Below are 2672 nucleotides of genomic sequence, written 5' to 3'. Positions count from 1 at the left end.
GTGCTGGCCAAGGAAGGGTTCAAGCCGATGGTCTATTGCGTCGACGATCCGATCGGCGCGAAGCAGCTGGAAGATGCAGGCGCGGTCGCGATCATGCCGCTTGGTGCGCCGATTGGCTCAGGCTTGGGCATACAGAACCGGGTGACGATCCGGCTGATCGTCGAGGGCGCCAATGTGCCGGTGCTGGTCGACGCCGGTGTCGGGACCGCGAGCGATGCGGCGGTGGCGATGGAGCTGGGTTGTGATGGCGTTTTGATGAACACCGCCATAGCCGAAGCGAAAGAACCGACAAGAATGGCGCGGGCGATGAAGCTTGCCGTCGAGGCCGGACGCGAGGCTTATCTGTCCGGCCGCATGGGCCGCCGGATGTATGCCGACCCCTCGAGTCCGCTCTCCGGACTGATTTAGTGCCTTAATACAGCATGATTCGGTGTCATCTGTAACCATTTGATTCGTAACAGAAGTTACCTGTAGGTACATTTGTCGACCAGCGATTGTCGTTGGTCGAAGCCGTCTGCCGTTCGCCGATCAAAATGGCGGTTTATCGAACGCGGGATGCTCGCCCGCCCTTGCTCAGCTACCTAGAAATGCGAGGCGGGAGCATAACCCTACGTCTCTCCAGACAGCCCTTCCCCGGCACGATGGATATACCGCTCCCGACCTCACCCCCATGGGCTGCGCCGGCCCCCTTTTTCCGGCAACGCCCCAAAAAATTTTGAGGAGTGAGAAAATGTCGAATATTATCTTTACCAAGTCCCTTTGTGCCGCTGCCGCAATTGCCGTTGCCGCAACAGGCTTTACCGCCAGCGCCAATGCCCAGGGCCGGATCACCCGGACCGCCACGGTAGAATATGCCGATCTGGACCTGACCAGCCAGGATGGTCAATCGACCTTGCAGGGTCGTCTGAAGGGTGCTGTTCGCAAGGTTTGCGGTAACGTGGACTCGAAAAACCTGACCGATGTGCTGGATCACGGCGCCTGCATGGCAGAGGCCAAGGACTCGGCCCAGCGCGCCAGCGTGACGCTCATGGCCGCGGCAAAATCGGGTAAACCCGTAAAAACCGCGATGGTGATCAGCAACTAAAGCAGGATTCCAAGAGCCGCGAATCCCCAACAAGCGGCCGCAATTTGGCCAAACCATCCTTCAAAAGCTCCGGTGTCCCTTACACCGGGGCTTATTTTATGGGCGAGGCCTTCTTTACTTGTTAAACAAATAAAATACATTGTTCGAATATATTCTATTTCAATACTTAAGTTATATGAGTTAATTGAATATGGTAGGCTAATAAGAGTAAACATAAATATATTTCTCAAGTATTTCCAACGTATTAACCAGATACGGTAACCTTATGGAAATGTTTTTCCGCTCATATGTAAATGATTGTAACACGAGGTGCTGGTCTAATTGCGCCATTGTGGGATGAATCAGCGGGGTCGCCGCATCGTCTGGGAGGTTCTATGGAAATTGATCGGCAGAGAAAACCGGAGAAAGTTATCGGTCCTTTCGGTGAAGCCCTGAGCCTCAATGATTTACCGAAAAGCAAAACCACCAGATGGGTAATCAGGCGAAAAGCCGAAGTGGTCGCTGCCGTAACCGGCGGTTTGCTCACTCTTGAGGAAGCGTGCGATCGCTATGATCTGTCACTGGAAGAATTTCTCTCGTGGCAGGAAACCATCGACAAGTCCGGTCTGCTCGGGCTGCGGATCAGCTATCTTTCCAAATATCGTACAGAAGACCGGGCCAAGCAGGAAAAGCTCGAACAGACAGGGTCGCAATCACCTCGAGATCCGACAGCGGATCTTCACTAACTGAAAGCCCCAAATCATGTCCAACAAGCGAGTCCTCGTCATTGACGAAGAAAGCGCGTTTACGCGCTTTTTGCAGGATGACCTCGAGCAGCGCGAAATATCCGTAGCCTGTGTCTATTCTCCTGGAGATGAGAACGGAGCAACGGCCTTTGCTCCCAATGTCATCGTCGCCGACAAGAAAAGGCTCTCTCAAAGCAACGCCAGCCTGTTGCGCAAATTGCCGCTTGTCCTGATGACCGGAACGGACTCGCAATGGAGTCACGGCAGCGAAGCATCGTTAACAGCAGCCAATACGCAAATCGTTGCGACGATACCGAAACCGTTCGAACCCAATATGCTGGCCGAGCTGATCGATCGATATGCGGAAGACAGCCAGAAGATCAATCTGGATTCGGAATATATCGAGGCGCTGATTGCCAGCGATAGGTTGCTCGACAATCTTGTCGTGGAATTCCAGTCCAAACACGCGTTGGATGATGGACGCATCGTCGGCTATGAAGCCTTGTCGCGTCTGAAAACCAGGCGCGCGATCAGCCCGGCAACAATTTTCTCCGCAGCGACGGAAATGTCTCTCGAGATAGAGGCGACGATGAATGTCATCGATCAGGTGATCAAACTGGCTGGCTCGCTGCGGAGATCGCGGAAAGCCATTCCTGTCTCGTTCAACTGCAGCGCGATATTGCTCACCCAGTCCGATTTCGTCGATGCGCTTTTTGCCCAATTGCACAAGTCGCCGAATTTGGGCGGGTCGGTGATCATGGAAATTACCGAGGAAAATCGGGTTGCCAATATCAAGGTCGTTTCCGAAATCTGCCAGATGCTGGCCCAATATGGGCTGAGGGTGTCGATCGACGATTATGGGA

The 2672-nt window shown here is 53.7% G+C and carries 3 protein-coding genes and 1 pseudogene; all 4 read left to right on the top strand.

Annotated elements, in window-relative coordinates; translation table 11 throughout:
• Positions 1-408: pseudogene (locus tag V7680_RS15380) on the top strand (hypothetical protein); the annotation flags it as partial.
• Positions 409-730: 322 nt separating this feature from the next.
• On the top strand, positions 731-1084 hold the full coding sequence (locus V7680_RS15375) for a UrcA family protein (protein ID WP_335654132.1): 354 nt from the start codon (positions 731-733) through the stop codon (positions 1082-1084).
• A 374-nt stretch (positions 1085-1458) separates the two neighbouring features.
• Positions 1459-1809 carry a CtrA inhibitor SciP gene (sciP, locus tag V7680_RS15370; RefSeq protein WP_335654131.1) on the top strand — a complete coding sequence of 117 codons (351 nt, stop codon included), beginning with the start codon at positions 1459-1461 and terminating at the stop codon, positions 1807-1809.
• 16 nt (positions 1810-1825) lie between these two features.
• Positions 1826-2672, top strand: an 847-nt coding sequence (locus tag V7680_RS15365; RefSeq protein ID WP_335654130.1) for an EAL domain-containing response regulator, incomplete at its 3' end; no start/stop codon positions are given.

It is taken from the genome of Parasphingorhabdus sp., assembly GCF_036963705.1.
Taxonomy (GTDB): Bacteria; Pseudomonadota; Alphaproteobacteria; order Sphingomonadales; family Sphingomonadaceae; genus Parasphingorhabdus.
Note: the sequence above shows the minus strand (reverse complement) of the source record. Positions and strands in the feature narration are given on the sequence as shown.